22 protein-coding genes are annotated in these 16022 nt (G+C 51.6%); 20 read left to right on the top strand and 2 right to left on the bottom strand.

Annotation, left to right across the window (positions count from 1 at the left end; translation table 11 throughout):
• Window positions 1–3: 3 nt before the first annotated feature.
• Window positions 4–411 (bottom strand): hypothetical protein, encoded by a 408-nt coding sequence (locus K4H25_RS11740; RefSeq protein WP_221020680.1) that lies wholly within the window; start codon window positions 409–411, stop codon window positions 4–6.
• A gap of 21 nt (window positions 412–432) precedes the next feature.
• Window positions 433–945 carry a helix-turn-helix domain-containing protein gene (locus tag K4H25_RS11735; RefSeq protein ID WP_221020679.1) on the bottom strand — a complete coding sequence of 171 codons (513 nt, stop codon included), beginning with the start codon at window positions 943–945 and terminating at the stop codon, window positions 433–435.
• A gap of 85 nt (window positions 946–1030) precedes the next feature.
• On the opposite strand from K4H25_RS11735, the gene K4H25_RS11730 reads away from it, so the two are divergent.
• The 20 genes from K4H25_RS11730 to K4H25_RS11635 all read left to right on the top strand — a co-directional run bounded on the left by K4H25_RS11730 (window position 1031) and on the right by K4H25_RS11635 (window position 15994).
• Window positions 1031–1267, top strand: a complete 237-nt coding sequence (locus K4H25_RS11730; RefSeq protein WP_221020678.1) for a transcriptional regulator — start codon at window positions 1031–1033, stop codon at window positions 1265–1267.
• Between the two features lie 110 nt (window positions 1268–1377).
• Window positions 1378–1854: a phage regulatory CII family protein gene (locus tag K4H25_RS11725; protein WP_221020677.1), complete on the top strand. Its 477-nt coding sequence runs from the start codon at window positions 1378–1380 to the stop codon at window positions 1852–1854.
• Window positions 1851–2015 carry a hypothetical protein gene (locus K4H25_RS11720; RefSeq protein ID WP_221020676.1) on the top strand — a complete coding sequence of 55 codons (165 nt, stop codon included), beginning with the start codon at window positions 1851–1853 and terminating at the stop codon, window positions 2013–2015. Before K4H25_RS11725 ends, K4H25_RS11720 begins: the two co-directional genes overlap by 4 nt.
• Window positions 2012–2182, top strand: coding sequence for a hypothetical protein (locus tag K4H25_RS11715; RefSeq protein ID WP_221020675.1), 171 nt, complete (start codon window positions 2012–2014; stop codon window positions 2180–2182). Before K4H25_RS11720 ends, K4H25_RS11715 begins: the two co-directional genes overlap by 4 nt.
• Window positions 2179–2370 (top strand): hypothetical protein, encoded by a 192-nt coding sequence (locus K4H25_RS11710; protein ID WP_221020674.1) that lies wholly within the window; start codon window positions 2179–2181, stop codon window positions 2368–2370. The genes K4H25_RS11715 and K4H25_RS11710 overlap by 4 nt, the downstream gene beginning before the upstream one ends.
• Window positions 2363–4780: a VapE domain-containing protein gene (locus K4H25_RS11705; RefSeq protein WP_221020673.1), complete on the top strand. Its 2418-nt coding sequence runs from the start codon at window positions 2363–2365 to the stop codon at window positions 4778–4780. Before K4H25_RS11710 ends, K4H25_RS11705 begins: the two co-directional genes overlap by 8 nt.
• A 366-nt stretch (window positions 4781–5146) precedes the next feature.
• On the top strand, window positions 5147–5629 hold the full coding sequence (locus tag K4H25_RS11700; RefSeq protein ID WP_221020672.1) for a hypothetical protein: 483 nt from the start codon (window positions 5147–5149) through the stop codon (window positions 5627–5629).
• 541 nt (window positions 5630–6170) lie between these two features.
• Window positions 6171–6896 carry a hypothetical protein gene (locus K4H25_RS11695; RefSeq protein WP_221020671.1) on the top strand — a complete coding sequence of 242 codons (726 nt, stop codon included), beginning with the start codon at window positions 6171–6173 and terminating at the stop codon, window positions 6894–6896.
• 148 nt (window positions 6897–7044) lie between these two features.
• On the top strand, window positions 7045–7620 hold the full coding sequence (locus K4H25_RS11690; protein WP_221020670.1) for a hypothetical protein: 576 nt from the start codon (window positions 7045–7047) through the stop codon (window positions 7618–7620).
• A 28-nt stretch (window positions 7621–7648) separates the two neighbouring features.
• Window positions 7649–7933 (top strand): co-chaperone GroES, encoded by a 285-nt coding sequence (locus tag K4H25_RS11685; protein WP_221020669.1) that lies wholly within the window; start codon window positions 7649–7651, stop codon window positions 7931–7933.
• Between the two features lie 4 nt (window positions 7934–7937).
• Window positions 7938–9938: a phage terminase large subunit family protein gene (locus K4H25_RS11680; RefSeq protein ID WP_221020668.1), complete on the top strand. Its 2001-nt coding sequence runs from the start codon at window positions 7938–7940 to the stop codon at window positions 9936–9938.
• A gap of 4 nt (window positions 9939–9942) precedes the next feature.
• Window positions 9943–10149, top strand: a complete 207-nt coding sequence (locus K4H25_RS11675; RefSeq protein ID WP_221020667.1) for a phage head-tail joining protein — start codon at window positions 9943–9945, stop codon at window positions 10147–10149.
• Window positions 10150–10151: 2 nt separating this feature from the next.
• A complete protein-coding gene (locus tag K4H25_RS11670) occupies window positions 10152–10322 on the top strand; it encodes a hypothetical protein (protein ID WP_221020666.1) in 171 nt (56 codons plus the stop codon).
• A gap of 1 nt (window position 10323) precedes the next feature.
• Window positions 10324–11793, top strand: a complete 1470-nt coding sequence (locus tag K4H25_RS11665; RefSeq protein WP_221020665.1) for a phage portal protein — start codon at window positions 10324–10326, stop codon at window positions 11791–11793.
• Between the two features lie 16 nt (window positions 11794–11809).
• Window positions 11810–13783 (top strand): prohead protease/major capsid protein fusion protein, encoded by a 1974-nt coding sequence (locus tag K4H25_RS11660; RefSeq protein WP_221020664.1) that lies wholly within the window; start codon window positions 11810–11812, stop codon window positions 13781–13783.
• An 83-nt stretch (window positions 13784–13866) separates the two neighbouring features.
• A complete protein-coding gene (locus tag K4H25_RS11655) occupies window positions 13867–14199 on the top strand; it encodes a DUF2190 family protein (RefSeq protein WP_221020663.1) in 333 nt (110 codons plus the stop codon).
• On the top strand, window positions 14199–14492 hold the full coding sequence (locus K4H25_RS11650; protein WP_221020662.1) for a hypothetical protein: 294 nt from the start codon (window positions 14199–14201) through the stop codon (window positions 14490–14492). The genes K4H25_RS11655 and K4H25_RS11650 overlap by 1 nt, the downstream gene beginning before the upstream one ends.
• The gene (locus K4H25_RS11645; protein ID WP_221020661.1) at window positions 14489–14905 is read left to right on the top strand and encodes a hypothetical protein; all 417 of its coding nucleotides are present in this window, start codon (window positions 14489–14491) and stop codon (window positions 14903–14905) included. Before K4H25_RS11650 ends, K4H25_RS11645 begins: the two co-directional genes overlap by 4 nt.
• A 43-nt stretch (window positions 14906–14948) precedes the next feature.
• Window positions 14949–15593: a phage tail protein gene (locus K4H25_RS11640; protein WP_221020660.1), complete on the top strand. Its 645-nt coding sequence runs from the start codon at window positions 14949–14951 to the stop codon at window positions 15591–15593.
• A gap of 89 nt (window positions 15594–15682) precedes the next feature.
• Window positions 15683–15994: a phage tail assembly chaperone gene (locus K4H25_RS11635; RefSeq protein WP_221020659.1), complete on the top strand. Its 312-nt coding sequence runs from the start codon at window positions 15683–15685 to the stop codon at window positions 15992–15994.
• Window positions 15995–16022 lie beyond the last annotated feature (28 nt).

Raw genomic sequence — 16022 nt, 5'->3', positions numbered from 1 at the left:
TATTCATCGGCTTCCTAATCGAAACTGCGCGACTAATTGGGTAAGCAAAACCGCGGCTTCGTCAGGAGGCGGTGAATGTATCAAAGTTGTGACAAGCTTACCTTGTGCGGCTGTAAGCTTTGCAACGTCAGAGGGGGATATTTGACGCTCAACGTCAAAAAGAGCGAAAAAATCAGACAAACGGCCAGATGGTAATTTTAACGCCGCTTCAATTCTGTCGCAGATGTCGTCGCTAATGGGGCGAGACGGTGTTTTTCCGATGCAGCGTGAGAGGGTTTCTTGCGGGATCCCAACTGCAATACTGAACTCGCCTGCTGTCTCATAGCGTGCAATTAATCGGCGAATGTGTAGCAATCGGATGTCGTTTCCTGTCATGCCGGCATGATGTACGACACGAGCTGGCGATGTCATTGATCTAATCGGTCAAAAAAATCAGGCTTTTTTCTTGTGCTCTGACGCTGCGGCCTCGGCTTTGGCGCGCTTTGGCGAGTTATCTATATACAGTTTGTCCGATTCCGTCTTTTGATCTGTGGCCGTTGCGATTTGCATCAGGGTGGCGGCGCTGATGTCGTTGCTGGTTGTGCTGACCTTGCGTGACGTGCTTGAAGAGACGAGCGCTCGAAATAATCCAGCATGAGCCTCTGCCATTTCGGTTGATAGTGCGCCTGAATTGTAGGCATGCATGGCAGCAGAGACGATCACTTCAATTTCACGCGGGTAATTGTTGGTCGTTTGCCCTGTTGTTTCTTTTTTCCCTTCACCAGTCATTAGCCAATTCAGGTCTACGCCCATCGCTTGGGCAATACCTGCTGCAAATTTACTGCGGCCGCTATCTCGCTTTATCACGGCAGATAAGGCTTGCGGTTCTAAACCTTCGACGCGATTACATAGCTCAACTTGATCCCAGTTGAGTTCAGTAAGGCGTAAGGCGATACGTTTTCCCATGTTCATAGTGCTATTAGTCAACAAATGTTGACCCTTTGCAACAACTCTTGTTGACTTTAAATCAACGATTGTTGATAATTGCCGCATGGACAAAATAACTGCACTAGATAAAGCCATTGAGTTGCTGGGTGGCGTCAATGAATTAGCGAGGCGCATCGGTGCTTCTCCTGCTCGTGTATCTGCGTGGCGAAAGCGCGGCAATGTGCCTGCTGAATTCTGCCCTGAAATTGAAAAACAAACTGATAAGCGCGTCCGCTGTGAATTTTTACGCCCTGATGCAAATTGGGCTTACTTGCGCGGCACTAAGATTTCCACCGAGTAGCGCTCCCACACGCCGCTCTTCACCTGTCTGACCACAGGTGTTTTTTACAAAGCAAATCTTAGTTGGGTTTTTTAGTTCGCAACTAGAGATTAATTAACGGAGTTCTAGTCATGGATAACACCACGCTTTCTGATCGATATCGGTCGCAAGTTTTGGCGATTCAAAAGCTAGCGAAATGCTTTGGTTTTCGTACAGCGAGTGAGGTTTTTGATCGCTCGGAAAGCATGATGATGAATGCGGCTAATCCTAATTTGCCAACCTATCAATTTACTGCGTTGCAGTTGATTCACATGATTGCCGAACGAAAAGACGTGGCCTTGGTGCAGTCGTTGGCGGATTTGTGCGGTTGCGTGGTGTTGCCAGGTAAAAATTTAGTGGTGTCGTTTTCAGGTTCACCAGCTGAGTTGGCGATGAATGTTTTACGCGGCCATATGGGGTCGGCGGCGGTGACCGGATCGTTGTTGGCAGAAACGTTTGCTGATTTGAAAGTAGAAAAGCATGAGGCTGTCGCGGTCGGTGCTGGGATTGATGAGCAAATCAAGATGCTGCAGGGGATTAAGGCTGCGGTGTTGGGCGCGGCAAAATGAAAGCCCGATCAGTCTGCGTGAATCGTCGGGTTGATCCAAATTTGAGTTTTGGTTTGCTGTATTTACGGAAAAAAGCTTGGGCGGTGCGCAAAGCGAGGCCGGCAGAAAAGAAGCAGGCCGCACATCAAGTGGTGTTGTTGCTGATGGAATTGTTGAAATGAGCGCTTATCGCGACCCTACGTTTGAGCAGGCTCATATCAATTTAGAGCGCGCTAAGCGGCAAGCGGCGATTGATGCGGTTAAGCCTGAGATCGATGTGGCGCTGATGCTTCGATTGCGCCGCAAGCGTAAACGCTCGTTGGCCAAAGTGATGCAGGGTAAGAAGTGAAGTTTGAGCAGAAAGGCCTGTTTTACGCAGAGAGCCTTGAGGGGTATCGACTGGTAAAGCATATCGATGATGGTGTGCCGATGTATGCGGCGTGGCATCCACGGGGTGAGTGGCTGGCGTTTAATCAAACGACGGCCAAGGCGGCGGCAGCAATTTGCCGTGAGCATTGGGAGAAAGGCTGTGGGTAATCGTGAATTTGAAAAGGTTGATTTTAAGGCTGTATCCAGAGCTACTTTGGATGCGGCTGAGCGATTACTTGCGGAATGGTTGCCGCTTGGCCGCCGCGTGAATGGTGAATGGGTTTGCCCGAATCCGATGCGTAAAGATTCAAATGCAGGCTCATTTTCGATTTCGATTAACAAGGGCGTTTGGAAAGATTTTGCGACCAATGATGGTGGTGCTGATTTGATTAGCTTGTATTGCTATTTGAATGGTTGCTCGCCATTAGATGGTGCGCGTGAACTTCATTCTCGTTTGGGTGTGCCTTTTGCGCAGGATGGGATTAGCCCCGCGCCAAGCGCTAGCCCAGTCAAGGGGGAAAACGATGATCCGTGGGTGAATGTTTTTCCTGTGCCTGATGATGCACCTGAGCCGCATGTGGCGCATATCAAGCGCGGGCGGCCTGATGCGGTGCGTTGTTATAAAGATGCTCAGAATAATGTACTGGGGTACATCTATCGATTTCGCACTAGCGATGGCGGTAAGGAGGATATACCACATACGTTGTGGCGCCATAAAACATCAGGGGCGTTGGAGTGGAAGTGGAAGCAATGGCCAGAGCCGCGCCCTTTGTATGGTCTGAATGATTTGGCGGCTAAGCCTGATGCACCCGTATTGGTGGTGGAAGGGGAAAAATGCCGTGATGTGGCTGCGCTGCATTTGTCTGAATTTGCTGTGGTGTCGTGGCCTGGTGGATGTAACGGAGTTGGTAAGGTTGATTTCTCTCCTTTGGCGGGTCGTGAGTTGATCCAGTGGCCTGATGCCGATGCGCAGCGCGTGAAATTGTCTGCTGAAGAGAAAAAGGCTGATGTCGATCCTGAGAGTAAGCCTTTGCTTGAGCTGGCTTTGCAGCCTGGTAGTGTCGCTATGGCGAAAGTGGCAGCGGCGGTTTGTGCGATTGAACCGAATACAAAAGTTATGGTTGCGCAGCTTCCTGTACCTGGTACTTATGTGGGTGGATGGGATATTGCTGATGCGATTGAGTTGGATGGTTGGTCTGCTGATCAGTGTCGTGCATTTATCGCAAATGGCATTTCTACCCCTAAATCGGCTGGCGCAGGGCAAAAGATTAATCCTGAGCCAGCGCAAGCGCAGTCTAAGGGGGGGGTGGCTTCTGATGATTGGAGTGAATCACTGCTTTGGTCTGAAACGGGTTTGCGGCCTGTTTTTTCTAATGCGTATGAAATATTGAAAAACGATCCGGCTTGGGTTGGTGTGCTGGCGTTTAATGAATTTAGTGGTGCGGTGCATAAATTGAAGCCGCCGCCATGGCAGGGTGCTGAGGCAGGATTGTGGGCGGATAGTGATAGTAGTAAGGCTCTAATTTGGCTGCAGCAGCAGCACCGTTTGTTTTTGAAGGCGAGTTCGATCGTTGACGAGGCCGCGCAAACTGTGGCTTATGACAATCGGTTTCATCCGGTTCGTTCTTATTTATCTGATTTGGTGTGGGATGGGGTTGAGCGCTTACCATTTTGGTTGGCTGATGTGTTTGCTGCTGAGCAAAGTGATTTTAATGCGTATGTGGGGTGTGGTTGGTTAGTTTCAGCGGTGGCGCGTATTTTTGAGCCGGGCTGTAAAGTAGACGAAATGGTGGTGCTTGAAGGTGGGCAAGGGGCGGGTAAATCCACTGCGGTGAATTTATTGTGCGGTTCTGAGTGGTATTTGGAGTCGAGTGAAAACCCAAGCGGTAAAGATTTTTATATCACTCTGCAGGGACGTTGGATTGTGGAAATCGGTGAAATGAATTCTTTTAGTAAGGCCGATTTGAATCAAGTAAAAATGGCGGTGACGCGTCGTGATGATACATTTCGTGCGCCGTATGATAAACGTGCAAGTAGTCATCCACGGCAATGTGTTTTTGTCGGCACAACAAATGCTGGGCAGTATTTAAGTGATCCAACTGGCGGCCGTCGATTTTTGCCGGTTCGCTGTGGTGATGTTGTGAATTTGGAGTGCATCATGCACAACCGTTCGCAAATGTGGGCTGAGGCGGTTGCGAAGTATCGTGCAGGGTTTAAGTGGTGGGATTTCCCTAAAGATGCTGCGCGTGATTTGCAGGATGCGCGGTACATTGAGGATAACTGGATTGAATATATTCTTGATTACATCGATGGGCGTGCTCCGTCTAATAACTATCCAGACGGGCATACTGGTGTGGTTTATGAAATTACTAATGGTGATTTGATGCGTAGGGCGTTGAATATTCCGGTTGAAAAACACACTCGGCAGGATCAAATGCGCGTGGCTGGTATTTTAAAACGGCTAGGGTGGGCTGACCCTAAGCAGAAGTCAGACGGCAAGCGGTATTACCGCAGGCCTGTAACTGACCTGCCGCCAGCGCAAGCCATACCCAGCGTGGATGTGCCGAATGACTTCTAACAACCTAATCACAACCTATGAAAAACGGTTGTTGTGATGCTCTAGGCCGCGTGGTTGTTGGCTTTAACAACCATAACAACCTTTTCGCGCACCCGCGTATATACGCGGGTTTTTTTACGTCTACCTATTTATATCTTGTCTCTCTGTATGTTTAAAATAGGTTGTTATGGTTGTTATGGTTGTTAGATTAAGTATTTGTGCGGCTTGTGGCGTAACAACCTAATAACAACCATAACTACCAAGGGATTAAACAGCTTTATATTGTTGATTTGGCTTTTTGACGTGCTAAAATCATCTGTAAATACAAAGCGTTGCGGCTATGACTGCACCGCGTGGTGGCTTCCGGTGGGTATGACGGGAGGCATAATGATGTTGTTGATGAAATTTGATGCGCAGTTAAAGGCTTTGGCTCGGTTGAAAGAGCTTGAGATGGATCGCTCAGCGGGATATGCCCAGGCGAAGTATGGTGAAGTGTCGGGTGGTGGTGCTTGTGCTGATATGTTGCCCAGTGGCTTGGTCTATCAAGTGCGGGTAACGGGGGCGGATGATCGGCCTTATGTGTTTACGCGTGAGGAGTTGGATGCGGCTTGGGGCTTGTTGGCGCGGTTGGCTAACCCTAAACATCGTGAGATGTTGAAGCTGGTGTATTTGACGTATGGTGATTTGCGCGACAAGGCGCGGATGGTGGGTGCGCCGTGGTCAACGTTTAAATCGCGACGTGATGCGGCGGTGATTCATTTCAGTAGGTCGTGGATTGAAATGATGCAGGGTTATAAATTGCCTGCTGGTTGTGGGGTGTTGGGTCGGGTTTCTTTGCAGCGTGAATTTATTTGTGCCAATGATGCTTGACAGAATGTCGCCCACTTGTTTAAGATTCAGCTATCGTGAACAAAGTTGCGTTCAGATGGATTTAAAAAAAGCCCCTCGCAGAGATGCAGGGGCTTTTTTGCGGCTGCGCGATTGGCTAATTTTAGCGGGTTAACTTTTAGGGGTTGATGATGGGTAAATAGCTGATAGGTAGTTTCGGTGTCTACGGCCGTGCGCGGTAGGGTTGCTAGCTGGGTGAGAGGCAAAAGTGGCGCTGAGGCGCATCGTACCATTTGGTGTGGCGGCCAATTAACAGAATCGACTTGCCTAAAAATATATGGTTTCAAGAGAGCCCTGCATTGAGTGATCAGTGTGGGGCTTTTGCGTTTGCAGTGGTGAGCGTCGCCGTGTGACTCCTGACCGAGTTGTTCGCTTCCTCTTCCTCCCGATTGTGCGATACCGCACGCGGGGCGCTTACCAGTGCGGATGCTGTTGTCTGTTGTCTGCTGTCGTTTTGCCGTGGCCGGCCTTGTGCCGATAATCGCTTGATTGCGCAGCCATGGCTCCTTATTGGGGGGGGGGTGTGGTGCGGATTACTGTTGAGATTGATCGATCACAGGTTCAATCGGTGATTGATAAGCAGGTCAAGAAGGTGAATCGCTGTGCAGCGATTGCGCTGACTAAGACAGCTGCTCAACATAAGAAAGATTTTGCTTCGGTTATTGATGGCGTGTTTGATCGGCCGACTCGGTTCACAGGGTCGGCAGTGCGGGTTAAGTCTGCGACGGTGCGGGATTTCACTGCTGAGTTGTCGATGCCTAAGCGGCAGAGTAGTTATGTGGGTAAAGAGATTGATGGTGGCCAGCGTAAAGCTAAGGCTTATGAGCGTGCATTGACTGCGGCAGGGTTGTTGCCGAATGGGTATGTGACTGTGCCGGGTGAGAAAGCGCCGATGGATGCAAACGGGAATATTTCTCGTACATTCTTGGTGGCGATGATGCGGCAGCTTTCAAATGGTGGTTATGGCGGCTCGACTAAAGGTGACGATAAGAAGCAGGCTCGTGCTTATAAAAAGCATGGCGGTTTCTTGGTGGTGCCAGTGGGTAATCGTCAGGGTTTTGATCGTGCCAAGATCAAACAGCCTGGTATCTATCGTGTGACTCAACAGCAAACGACATGGGATCTCGATCCAGTGCTGATCTTCGTGCGCAAGGCGAACTACAAACCGAAGTTAAACTGGCGAAACGAGGTGCAAAAGACGGTTGACGCTAAGTTCAAGGGTTACTTCATCGCTGCGCTTGAGTCGTGAGGCAAACGGAAAAGGTACTGTCCAGCCCTTAAGCCTCGAGGGTAATTCGCACCCCGCTGTTCCGCTAGGCGTAGGTTTTCAAAGTTAGTTGACACGGTTTACAGTGGTTTACTGGTCTTGTTTTTCGGTTTACATATAGGTTTAAGCTATGGCGCTGCTCAGCAAATCGGACTACGCCAAGCTTCGTGGATGGTCGCGTCAATATGTGGGAAAGCTAGGCAAAGAGAATCGCTTGGTGATGTCGGGAGGTAAGGTCGATGTGGATGCAACTGATGCTCTGCTTGATAAAACCGCCGACCCCAGCAAGCAAGGTGTGAAAGATCGTTGGGCAGAGCAGCGTGGTGATGATTATTCACCGCCTGCGGCCACGCATCAATCCTGCCATTCGATTGTGCCGCCTGAAATTACCCTTGAATATGATTTTCAAGTTGCCCGCGCCAAGCGTGAAACGCACATGGCCAAGATTGCTGAGATGGACGAGCAGCAACGCATGGGTAATCTGGTCGATGTGAACATGGTTCGCCAAGCGATGACCGATAACGGTGCCGCCATGCGTGCGGCCTTGGAGCGAATGCCTGACCGAATCGCCCCAGTGCTGGCGGCTGAGACTGATCCTACCGTCGTGTATCAATTGCTTGATGAAGAAATCGGGCGAATTCTGGATGAATTAGTGCGCACCGCTGAGCAATTGCCAACGATGTTTGCCGCGAGCAATAAACAATAATCTTAAACTCAACATCAAGGATATAAAAATGTCGATTCGCCCTCTAGCTGACCGTGTTGTGATTCAACGCATTCAGGCAGAAGAAAAAACCGCCTCTGGCATTGTTTTAGCATCCAGCGCCATTGAGAAACCAGATTTGGGTGTGGTGATCTCAGTCGGTAAAGGCAAGCGTGAAAACGGCGAGTTGCAGCCGATGTCGGTGGCGGTTGGCGATAAGGTCCTGATGGGCAGGTACAGTGGTCAATTGGTCAAGGTTGATGGTGTTGAACTCTTGGTGATGCGTGAAGACGATATTTTTGCAGTTTTAGAATGAGCCTATGAACCCAAACGACCTCCCCGACGCCTACTGCATTACCTGCGACGCTTGGGCGGCGGGGTTGCGTCGTCCGCCACGGATTACCGTCAGCGAATGGGCAGATCAACAGCGGGTTTTGACTGAATCCGAAACCAGTGAACCAGGGCAATGGCGGACTGATCGCTTACCCTTCCTGCGCGAAATCATGGATAACCTCTCGCCATGGTCTGATGTGCAGCGCGTGGTGTTTATCAAATCCACCCAAGTTGGCGGTACTGAATGCCTGATTAACTGGATTGGCGCGGTGATGGGGCAGTATGGCGGCCCCATGTTGGTCGTTGAGCCAACGATTGAAGTATCCGAATTATTCAGTCAGCAACGCTTGAGCAATATGCTCGCCGCTTCGCCCAGTTTGTCTAAACGCTTTGGGCAGCAAAGTCGCGACAAAAAGAACAAAGCCTTACTCAAAGAATTCCCTGGCGGTATTTTGCGCTTGGCCGGTGGCAATTCCGCCGCCAGTTTGCGCTCGATGCCCGTTAAGTTTTTGGGCTTGGATGAGGTCGATGCTTATCCAGGCGATTTGGACGGTGAGGGCGATCCGGTTGGCCTCGCAGAAGAGCGGACCAACAACTTCCCACGCCGCAAGATTTTCTTAATCAGTACGCCAACGATCAAAGATGCCTCGCGCATCGAAACCGAGTACGAACGCAGCGACCAACGCCGCTACCATGTGCCTTGCCCGCACTGCGGTGAATACCAAACTTTGGTTTGGGGGAATTTAAAGTGGGAACTCAACGAAGCAGGCGAGGTTGGCAGCGCGTGGTATGTCTGCCGTGAATGTGGCAGCCATATCGAAGAACACAAAAAACCGCAAATGCTTGCTGCAGGCCGCTGGGTACCAAAATACCCTGATCGCCGCGTTCGCGGGTACCACATTAATTCGCTGTATTCGCCGCTGGGCTTAGGGCGATCTTGGAAAGAACGGGCGCAAGGCTTTTTGAACGCCCAAGGCAACACGATTGAGCTCAAACGCTTCGTCAATACCTGCCTTGGTGAGACTTGGGAAGACCGCAGCAGCCAAGTCAAAGCCAATGCGCTGCAAGCGCGTGCGGTACCGTTCAAATTGCGCACCATTCCACTGGGCTGCTTACTGCTCACACTGGGCGTCGATACCCAAGACGACCGCTTAGAGTGCCAGCTGCTCGGTTGGGGTCGGGGCGAAACGTGCTGGGTGCTCGATTACCACGTTATTTGGGGCAATCCATCGCTCGATGAAACATGGGAAAAGCTCACGCACTATCGCCAGCAAGCGGTACTCAATCAATTTGGCATCCCGATGAAGGTCATGGCCACAGCGATTGACTCCGGTGGTCATCATACGCACGACGTTTATAACTATGTGCGCTGGTGGCAGCATGAGCGCGTGATTGCGGTCAAAGGCGTGAGCACACCGAATAAAGCGGTGCTCGGCAAGCCCACCCTGCAAGACGTGGACCACAAAGGCCAACTGACCAAAAACGGCGTTCAGCTCTGGCCAGTCGGTACCGATACAGCCAAGTCAACGCTGATGGGTCGTTTGATTTCAGACGGTGAAGCCGAAATCACCGCGCATAAAGTGCGGTTTTCTAGTGATCTCACGCTGGAATATTACGACATGCTCACCGCTGAAGTGTTTGATCCCGAGCGAAACAAGTGGGTCAAGCGCAAAGGCAAACGCAACGAAGCCCTCGATACATGGGTGTATGGCTACGCCGCCGCGCTGCATCCTGATCTGCGCATTCATGCCTGCCGTGAATGGGATTGGCAGCAGCTTGAAAACATGCTGCAACCAAGGGTTGATGACCTATTTGGCGCAGCCATGGAGCCAAGCAGTATTGCCTCGCAGCCATTGACGGATAAACCGCCCGAAGTAATACCCGAAACACAGCACCCGCCCGATGGCGGGTTTTTTAATGCCCTCGAATCAGACAGCAAATCGAATGATGATTGGCTAGCTGGGAGAGCGGATAACTGGTTGGAGTAAAGCCATGGCAGTAACTCAAGCCCAGCTCGATGCGCTAGATGGCGCGATTGCCACTGGCGAGCTTGAAGTTGAGTACGACGGTAAACGGATTAAGTACCGATCTATCGACGAGCTTATGAAAGCGCGAAATTTTGTCTTTGGGCAAATCGCACAGCAAAGCCCATCCACCATTACACCCACCTCGGCGGTGGCTGAATTTTCGAGGGATTAACGATGTCATTTTTAAGAATGTTATCTGCTTGCGTGATGCTGGCTTCGCAAGCCTCGCCTTGGTTTATGCCGCTGACGGTTCACTCTCGCCCCGTTCATGGTGGTGGTCGTAGTAGCGGCGTAGCAGCTGCCAAGCGCAGCGCACAAAAGCGGCGTAACCGCAAAGGCCGCTGATATGGCTGATATTTGGCTTGATAAATTAATTGGCTACTTCGCGCCCGAATCCGGTTTGCGGCGATCTTATGCGCGGCAAACGCTCGATCAAGTTCGTGCTTACGATGGGGCCAAACAAGGCCGCCGCACTTCGGGTTGGCAAGCGTCGGGTAGTAGCGCCAACGCTGAAATCAGCGCAGCACTGCCCAAGTTGCGGGATCGTTCCCGCGATCTGGCACGCAATAATCCGCATGCGGTCAGTATTTTTAATAAATTTGTTGGTCATGCCATCGGCACCGGTATCACGGCGCGTTGGAGTGACCCAGACGTCACCGCTTTATGGAATCAGTGGTGCGAAGTCGCCAGCGCCGAAGACGATCTTGATTTTAACGGCCTGCAAGCCTTGGCCGCTCGCACGATGGAAGAGTCGGGCGAGGTGATTGTGCGAATGCGCACCCGCCGCCCCGAAGATGGTTTGCCGGTGCCGATGCAAATTCAGCTGCTTGAGCCGGATTTTCTCGATCACAGCAAAACCGAAGACCTCAAAAACGGCGGCTACATCATCAACGGCGTGGAATTTGACGCCATCGGCAAAGTGGTCGCGTACTGGTTGTTTAATCGACACCCAGGTGAAGCAGGGATCTTGTTTAAGCCGCTAAGCCCATCGCGGGTCGATGCTGCTGATGTGTTATTGGTGTTTAAGAAAACCCGCCCTGGGCAAGTGCGTGGCGTGCCGCGTTTGGCGCCCGTACTGATGAAATTGCGCGATTTAGACGATTACGACGACGCCGAAATGGTGCGCAAGAAAATCGAGGCCTGCTTTACCGCCTTTGTCACTTCAAACGATCAAGGCCGATCACTTGGCGCGCAAACCGATGATGGCAAAGGTGTCGGCCCTCGCAAATCTCGCGTTGCACCGGGGCAAATTGAATACCTCAAGCCCGGTGAATCAGTTGATTTTGGCAGCCCATCCGCCAGTAGCGACGGTGAATTTCCCCGCCGCCAATTGCGCACGATCTCTGCGGGCACCGATTCAACGTATGAGCAAGTCACTGGCGATTTAAGCCAAGTCAATTACAGCTCGGCTCGCGTCGGTTTGATTGATTACCGCGCTGTGACCGAGCAATGGCGCTGGCTGACGTTTATTCCGCTGTTTTTACGCCCCATCGCACGGCGCTGGCTGCAGCTGGCCAAGCTCTCGCGCAAGGTAAAAGGCGATCCAACGGTGGAATGGTTTGTACCGCGTTGGGAATACGTTGACCCGATTAAAGACGCGAAAGGCGAGCTGATGTTAGCCGCTGCCGGTGTTTTGGATTTGACCGACTTGCAAATTGGGCGCGGTCTTGACCCAGATATTCAATGGGAAAAGGTCGTCAAAACGCACAAGAAAGCGCAAGAGGCCGGTGTCACTCTGAGTTATGCCGGTGTGACGATTTCTGAGGCGGAAACCGCCACCGACCAACCAAACAGCCCAGCCAAAAGCGGGGCTTAATTTTTGAGGGTAAGCAATGCCAAAAACCACCTTACCGCTCGCCACCCGTGCAGCGCCAGTATCGAGTGTGAATGCGGAAACTCGCACTATCACCTTGGTTTGGACTACGGGCGCGGGTGTGCGGCGCTATGACTGGTGCCATGATCGCTATTACCAAGAATTGCTCGATGTCACACCTGAGGCGATTGATTTAACGCGACTGAATAACGGCGCGCCCTTGCTCAATACGCATTCAAGCTGGGATTTAAGCGACATCGTTGGTGTAGTCGAACGTGCATGGATTGAAAACGGTGAAGGTTTGGCCGAAGTGCGTTTCTCTGAACGCCCCGAACTCGAAGGCTTATGGAAAGACGTGCAATCCGGCGTGATTCGCAATGTCTCGGTCGGCTATTCAGTAGATCGCTTGCAAATGACGCAAGACGATGCAGGCAATTGGATTTATCGCGCTGTGGGCTGGACGCCGCACGAGATTAGCTTGGTACCGATTCCAGCGGATGCCGGTTGCGGTACTCGCAGCGAAAAAACCGAGGGTATTCGTGAATATCCCGTCGAAATCATCGAGCGCACGGCGGATGTCGGGCGTGATGAAGGCCAGCAAATCACCGCTGACCCAGTAGCAGTAAACACGGCATCCGCCGATTTTAATCAACGTAGTGAGGAAAATATGACTCCAGAACAAATCGCCGCTGCAGCAGCCGAAAAACGTGCGGCTGATGAGGCCTTAGTCAAACAAGAACGCGCTCGCGCTGCCGAAATCAATACCCAAGTGCGCAGCGTCGGCCTAGATCAAGCCATCGCCGATGATCTGATTGAGCGTGGTGTTTCTGCTGACGCAGCAGCGAAAGAAGTGCTCGCTAAATTGGCTGAACGCAGCAACGCCAATCCAATCCGCACACCGCGCGTGGAAACCTTGGCGGATGAAACCGATATTCGCCGTGAAGCGATTGCGGCTTCAGTGATGCACCGTGCAGGCCAGCTAAAAGACTTGCCCGATACAGCGCGTGAATTCCGTGGTTTTACTTTGCCAGAATTGGCCCGTTACAGCTTGGAAAAACAAGGTATCGATGTGCGTGGCTTGAGCCGTCCTGAAATCGTACAGCGTTCCTTGATGGGTACCACCGATTTCTCGATTGCCTTGGGTAATGCGGTCGGTCGTGTCTTGCGTGGTGCCTATGAGGCAGCGCCAAAATCATTCGAGCGTTGGGCGCGTAAAGGGAATCTGACCGATTTCCGCCCATCCACTCGCGTCACAATTTCATCAGCAGCGCAATTAGAGCGTGTTGGTGAACATGGTGAAATCAAACAGGGCTTCTTAAATGATGCAGGCGAACAAATCCAGCTCGCTAGCTACGCTAAGAAAATCGGCATTACCCGTCAAGTTATTATCAATGATGACTTAGATGTGTTTGGCCGTATTCCTTTAGCGTTCGCCAATGGCGCGCTGCAAATGGAAAGCCAAATGGTGTACGGCATCCTGACAGGTAATCCTGTGATGGCCGATGGTGTGGCCTTATTCCATGCCTCTCGCGGTAATTTGGCGGGTGCGGGTTCGGCAATTTCGGTGGCCGCTTTGGCAGCAGGCCGCGCGGCAATGCGCTTGCAAAAAGACCCGACGAGCAAAGAACCGCTCAACCTGCTGCCTTCGTTCTTGATTGTGCCGGCGGGTAAAGAAACCGAAGCTGAGCAATTCTTGGCGCAAATCACCGCCAATACCTCAGGCGGCGTAAATCCATTCGCTAAATCGCTGGAATTGATTGTCGAACCGCGCCTCGATGCAACATCGGCAGTGTCGTGGTACTTGGCAGCGAATCCTGGCTTAGTCGATACCGTTGAATACGCTTACCTCGAAGGCGCTGAAGGTTTGCAAATCTTCACCCGCGATGCGTTCAGCTCGGGCAACGATTTTGAAGGCGTTGAAGTGATGGCGCGTGAAGACTTCGCCACCAAAGCGATTGACTTCCGTGGTCTGTATCGCAATCCAGGCGCTTAAGTTTTTTGGATGTGGGGTCATAAGACCTCACGCAGGTTTATTGGCTCACTGCGGTGGGCCATTTTTAATTTTAGGAAAACAACATGAAAAACTATGTTCAGCAGGGCGAAGTCGTTTCCGTATTGGCGCCGTATGCCGTGGCTTCTGGCGATGGTGTTTTACTCGGTAGCTTATTTGGTATCGCTACAAATGCCGCAGCGATTAATGCCCCCGTCGAAATTCGCCGTTATGGCGTTTACGACTTAACCGCAGTGAATACCGATGTCGCTACTGTTGGTGCAAAAGCGTATTGGGATAACGCTGCTCGCCGCGTGACCACTACGGTGGCATCCAATGCCCTGATCGGCGTATTCACCGCCGCCAAGGCCAATGGTGATTTAACTGCCCGTGTCGTACTTGACGCATCGATCCGCTGATGTTTGATCCAGCACGCTTTATGGCGACATTTGCGCGGCATGGCTTGCTGGAATCGGCGGTGATCCATGCGCAAGGTGGTGATGTGACCGTGGATGTGGGGGTGAGTGAAAACGATGTGCCGACTTTTGAATTTATGTCGGCCGAATCACTCACGCTTGAATTTGCCAAATCGGCATTGCTACTTGATGTCGATGTTCAGCTGACATTTCGTGGCGAGCGCTGGCGGATTCATCGCGCCCCGATGGACAACGGCGCATTCATCAAAGCGCAAATCCAAAAGGTAAACCCATGACCGCCCTCCAACGGATTCGCGACGCGCTCGCGGGGTTGACCATCACCACGCTCCCTGGTGTGCCGGTGGTCACGACTGAAGAAGCCGCTTTTGCCAATTCAGTCACGCGCGCGGTGGTGATTTCGCCACTCGATGCCCAGCCCGTTAACGGCTACCCGATGAGCAAACACGCAGTCGAGCAGCCGTTCTCCATCGCACTGATTGCGCGCGGTAGCGATCCGGTCGCAATGATTGAGCTGATGGACAGTGCTTTGTTTGCTGTCATTAGTGACTCGCCGCAGTTGGGCGATGCCGTGCGCTGGCAATGGCTAGGTGATCGTTGGGAGCATTCGCAAATGTCAGACGCCAACTACGCAATCAAACGCGTGGTCTGGCAGGCGACGTATCTGACCGAACGCGGTCGCCGTATTTAATTGTTTTACCTTATTTTTAAATCACCATTTTTAGGAGCTTCACATGGCTATTTATGTTCCTGCCGGATCGAAAATCTTTATTCAATCCGCCATCGGCGCCGCACAAAACGTCACCGGCTTAACACTGGCTAAGCCGCCAGTGGCTACAGCACAAACCACCGCACCAGCCAATGGTGATTACGTTGCGTTTTTAAACATGGTTGGCCCAAGCCAGTTGAACGATGGCCTAGTTAAAGCAGCCAACGTCAACGGCCCAGCTAAGACGTTTGAACTCAAAGACCAAGACACCACTGGCTATTCCGCGCTGATTTCAGGCCAGATGCAAGTCGTCACACTGGGCACTGAATTAACCACTGCCAGCGAATTTAGTTTCAGCGGTGGTGGTCAGCAGTTTGCCGAATACAAGGTGCTGTCTGAAACCACCAAACGCAAAATTCCGACTGAAACAGACGGCATCGAAACCCAAGTGAAAGTCTTGTGGGACCCAATGGATGCGGTGCAAGTGCGCTTGCGCCAAGCGTCGGACACCCGCCAAAAGTTGGCAATGAAAATTCAATACCCTAACGGCCTTGAAATGCTGTTCTTCGGTTACATCGGTTTTTCGGGTACGCCCGAAGGCGGTGGTAATGAAGTCCACACCGCTACGGTGAGCATTACGCAAGCCTCCGCACCACGCTACACCTTGTAATCACGCCACATTAAAGCCCAGACCCGCCCATTGCGGCGGGTTTTTAATCAGACTCGTTCGCGAGTCTTTTTCATTTTAAGGAATTCCCGATGTTTAAATTGCAGCCAAAACCGACTTTCAAAGCCAAAATCGCGCTCTCGATTCCGGGGCAAGACAAGCAAGTCGAAGTCACTATTGAATTCAAGCATCTGCCGCGCCCGCAAGTGAAAGAATTTTTTGACCAGCTCGAAGGCAAAAAAGACCACGAAGCATTAAGCGAAATCGTCGTCGGTTGGGACGGGATTGATGCGCCATTCGATCACGCAGCGCTCGAAACTCTCTGCGTCAACTACCCAACTGCGGGTTCTGAATTGTTTGCCGGTTTTCGCAAATCGTTCTTGGAATCACGCACAAAAAACTAAAACAGATCGCGCTGGCGTTTGCTCGGCC

The organism is Deefgea piscis (assembly GCF_019665785.1).
Lineage (GTDB): Bacteria > Pseudomonadota > Gammaproteobacteria > Burkholderiales > Chitinibacteraceae > Deefgea.
This window is presented reverse-complemented; position numbering and strand designations above follow the sequence as displayed.

Excerpts from the sequence above, each read along its gene's own strand:
- K4H25_RS11740 (WP_221020680.1), bottom strand. The coding sequence starts at position 411 with ATGACATCGCCAGCTCGTGTCGTACATCATGCCGGCATGACAGGAAAC.
- K4H25_RS11735 (WP_221020679.1), bottom strand. The coding sequence starts at position 945 with ATGGGAAAACGTATCGCCTTACGCCTTACTGAACTCAACTGGGATCAA.
- K4H25_RS11730 (WP_221020678.1), top strand. The coding sequence starts at position 1,031 with ATGGACAAAATAACTGCACTAGATAAAGCCATTGAGTTGCTGGGTGGC.
- K4H25_RS11725 (WP_221020677.1), top strand. The coding sequence starts at position 1,378 with ATGGATAACACCACGCTTTCTGATCGATATCGGTCGCAAGTTTTGGCG.
- K4H25_RS11720 (WP_221020676.1), top strand. The coding sequence starts at position 1,851 with ATGAAAGCCCGATCAGTCTGCGTGAATCGTCGGGTTGATCCAAATTTG.
- K4H25_RS11715 (WP_221020675.1), top strand. The coding sequence starts at position 2,012 with ATGAGCGCTTATCGCGACCCTACGTTTGAGCAGGCTCATATCAATTTA.
- K4H25_RS11700 (WP_221020672.1), top strand. The coding sequence starts at position 5,147 with ATGATGTTGTTGATGAAATTTGATGCGCAGTTAAAGGCTTTGGCTCGG.
- K4H25_RS11690 (WP_221020670.1), top strand. The coding sequence starts at position 7,045 with ATGGCGCTGCTCAGCAAATCGGACTACGCCAAGCTTCGTGGATGGTCG.
- K4H25_RS11685 (WP_221020669.1), top strand. The coding sequence starts at position 7,649 with ATGTCGATTCGCCCTCTAGCTGACCGTGTTGTGATTCAACGCATTCAG.
- K4H25_RS11680 (WP_221020668.1), top strand. The coding sequence starts at position 7,938 with ATGAACCCAAACGACCTCCCCGACGCCTACTGCATTACCTGCGACGCT.
- K4H25_RS11675 (WP_221020667.1), top strand. The coding sequence starts at position 9,943 with ATGGCAGTAACTCAAGCCCAGCTCGATGCGCTAGATGGCGCGATTGCC.
- K4H25_RS11670 (WP_221020666.1), top strand. The coding sequence starts at position 10,152 with ATGTCATTTTTAAGAATGTTATCTGCTTGCGTGATGCTGGCTTCGCAA.
- K4H25_RS11665 (WP_221020665.1), top strand. The coding sequence starts at position 10,324 with ATGGCTGATATTTGGCTTGATAAATTAATTGGCTACTTCGCGCCCGAA.
- K4H25_RS11660 (WP_221020664.1), top strand. The coding sequence starts at position 11,810 with ATGCCAAAAACCACCTTACCGCTCGCCACCCGTGCAGCGCCAGTATCG.
- K4H25_RS11655 (WP_221020663.1), top strand. The coding sequence starts at position 13,867 with ATGAAAAACTATGTTCAGCAGGGCGAAGTCGTTTCCGTATTGGCGCCG.
- K4H25_RS11650 (WP_221020662.1), top strand. The coding sequence starts at position 14,199 with ATGTTTGATCCAGCACGCTTTATGGCGACATTTGCGCGGCATGGCTTG.
- K4H25_RS11645 (WP_221020661.1), top strand. The coding sequence starts at position 14,489 with ATGACCGCCCTCCAACGGATTCGCGACGCGCTCGCGGGGTTGACCATC.
- K4H25_RS11640 (WP_221020660.1), top strand. The coding sequence starts at position 14,949 with ATGGCTATTTATGTTCCTGCCGGATCGAAAATCTTTATTCAATCCGCC.
- K4H25_RS11635 (WP_221020659.1), top strand. The coding sequence starts at position 15,683 with ATGTTTAAATTGCAGCCAAAACCGACTTTCAAAGCCAAAATCGCGCTC.